This window comes from Aminobacterium sp. EBM-42 (assembly GCF_001896635.1).
GTDB classification, from domain to species: Bacteria; Synergistota; Synergistia; order Synergistales; family Aminobacteriaceae; genus Aminobacterium; species Aminobacterium colombiense.
In genome coordinates this window covers 1-2,683 of sequence record NZ_MPPC01000016.1, presented here as the reverse complement: position 1 = coordinate 2,683, position 2,683 = coordinate 1, and the positions used below count along the sequence as shown (strand labels likewise).

The following is a 2,683-nucleotide window of genomic DNA, read 5'->3' as shown; positions in this document are numbered from 1 at the left end:
TAGAATTCAAGCATCTTCTGGAAGGTCGAGGAATGACGCCCCACCCGCACATCGATGGGCCAGCCCCGCTCGTCGATGGGAGCATAGAGCAACTTGTGCTCTCCGGCCTTCATCACAAACTCGTCCCGGCCAGTCATGAGCAGATATTCATCTGTAATGCCCCGGATACGGTCTATCATGGGTTCCGCCACCTCAACCAGCAGAGACATGGCGTCCGTATGGTCACCGATCTCCCGGTGGGAAAGGCCGTGAAGGGCCTGAGGCGAGAACTCCATGCTCAGGGGCACTTCGAAGAGTTCCGCCGTGAGCACCATGGAGGTCATGGCCGCAACAGATTGCCCCTTCTCATGGGTTACGATGGTGTTTTCCACTGGATACTCGAGCTCCGCTTCATGAAGGTCTACGGCCATATCCACCTTCTCCCGGCGTATAAGCTGTGTCATTGCCCATGTCGTGCGCTCGGTGATAGCTCCATTGGGCCGTCCAGGCCACGTCCGGTTCAAATTCCGTATATCCATATAGGCCAGCATCTGGCGGCTTGGGTAGTGGAGGTAGACCTCAGGGTCAGGCCACGAGTCCAGGGGGTTGGTACACCGGTCTCCCATACGGAAACGCTTGTCGCCCCATGGGGTCTTTACATGGTAAAAGTCAGGATAGGCTTCGCCCATACGAGTGCAGGTGGAAGCGCTCCGGCTCGACCGTATGATCACGAAGAGCCGTCCCTGTTCGACCTTCACGTTTTCGGCGACAAGGGAAGCCGTGAGGTTTGCAGCAGGCTCTTCGGGATGGCTTCCTCCAATAAGCAGGGCCGTCCCTCCAGGCACGCCGCTGTCGAAAACGTACACGTTGCTGTCGTTGACTGTTCCCTTGAGGCTTGGTTCGTAATCAGAGAGCTTCTTCACTTCAGTTAAAGACGGCGATGGAACCACCGGCTCCATAAAATGCCGGTGCTCGTAAAAATCTCGTCCGGCTATGGCCGCAAAGGCCAGGGCTATGACTAAAGAAATGATCTTGATGATTTTCAGATTGTTTTTCATTCTCCCCACCTCACTTCTACTTCAACCGAAGGAGCCTCAGCACGAAGGGCATGAGGATGATGCAGTAGAGCACCGCGTCCTGGGCTTTTTCTGTCTTGATGAGGTTGTACACTATTGCCCCCCCGAAGAAGAGGGTTATGGCGTAATACAGGTACATAACGATGGTATTTGTAAGTATCATGGTCATCTAGCCTCCAAGAAATGACAATCTGGTGCTAAATATGAGAAAGAGGGTCCCCAGCATGGCGATGAAGGCCATGGGCACCAGGCAGGCCTTCACAAAATCCTGAAAGTACCGCCCCGTATATCCCAGCTCCATTACTGTGGCCCGTCCCACAACGGCGGTGGGAGGCAGACAGTCGCCCAGAGGCCATATGACGGCCATGGCCGACAGGGCTATGATGGGATCTAAACCCCGCATGTTGAAAAGCATGATGAGGGGCACGCCGATAAGGGGGGCCACCGCATACTGCACCAGCCCTTCCGAAAGGGGCAGGATAATGAAGAGGGTGGCAAAGAGCACGCCCAGGGGAAGGGTGACCACCGCCAGGGAGATGAGCCCCCGGGCTCCGCTCAGGGCCATGATCTGGATCAGGATGCCCACCACCACCATGATCCCCACGAGGGTGGTCAGGTTATGGACGGTTGCGCAGGCGACTGACCAGACATGAAGGCGTTTGGGGCTCAGCAGCACGACGGCAAAGGACGCGATCATGAAAAGCAGGGGCAATCCCAATACGGGCATGGAGAAAGGCCAGATCCGTCCCGCCAGAACAAGGGCCAGCAGCAGAGCGAAGGGGAAGGTTACCCTGAACCAGCTCTGCCCCTCCTGGACTTCAGGCAGGTTCGCCAGAGCCTTGTCGAGGTCCACCTGTCCCTCTCCCCGTCCCGCGAGCCAGAACACTGAGAAGAGGGCTCCCGCCACTGAAAGGACAAGAAGGGGTTTCCCAAACCCCACATAGGGCATGTTGGCGCCTGCGGCGGCCATCATGGCCCAGAGGTTGATGGGAGGCGCCGCGGCGCTCATGGCCGCTCCTAAAAAGATGATGGCGGCCCGTTTCGTCTCATCCACGCCCATAGCTGAAAGCACTGCTCCCACAAGGGCGCCTACGGTAAGAACCGTTGTCGCTCCCGACCCGGTAAGGGCTCCGGGAAGAAGGAGAACGAAAGTAAGGAGCAGAAGGCAGATTGTTCGTCTTTTGTGGAAGGTAGAAACGATCTTCCGTACAATGAAGGCCACCCCGCCGCTTTCACGAAGAAGGGCCATGAAGAAGGTGGCGGTGAGGAAGATGAGGCAGACGTCAAAGTAGGTGAAGGCCCCTTCCACAATATGCCGGATGGGAAGAATGGATACGGGATTGTGAGGGCTTCCTGTGACGCGGAGCATTACAGAGTGGGCAGCCGCTCCCGCAAGAGCGGCAACGAACATGGAAAGCTCCGTGCTCAGCTTTAAGGCCTTCGGGAGAAAGAAGGCCACGGCAATTATAAGTAAAATAATTCCAGAGTGTGCAAACATGTGGTCATTTCCTTTCTTGATCTCTCGTTGTAGAGGAAACTAGCCCCCGATTCCATCGGGGGCTATGATGCTACTTATTCAATTCCTTCAGGCTTGATCCAATGGAAAGAGCGTCCTTTGCTTCAATAAG

At 56.1% G+C, this 2,683-nt stretch carries 3 protein-coding genes; all 3 read right to left on the bottom strand.

All coding sequences use genetic code 11. The features are described from left to right. Positions 1–1,037: M14 family metallopeptidase (locus tag BUC50_RS04635; RefSeq protein ID WP_286677195.1), on the bottom strand; the 1,037-nt coding region annotated here is incomplete at its 3' end. A 16-nt stretch (positions 1,038–1,053) separates the two neighbouring features. Then, entirely contained in the window at positions 1,054–1,218 is a 165-nt protein-coding gene (locus BUC50_RS04630; RefSeq protein ID WP_013047591.1) for a hypothetical protein, read from the bottom strand. A 6-nt stretch (positions 1,219–1,224) separates the two neighbouring features. After that, complete coding sequence (locus tag BUC50_RS04625) at positions 1,225–2,553, bottom strand: C4-dicarboxylate ABC transporter (protein WP_286677194.1); 1,329 nt, start codon at positions 2,551–2,553, stop codon at positions 1,225–1,227. Between the last annotated feature and the right edge of the window lie 130 nt (positions 2,554–2,683).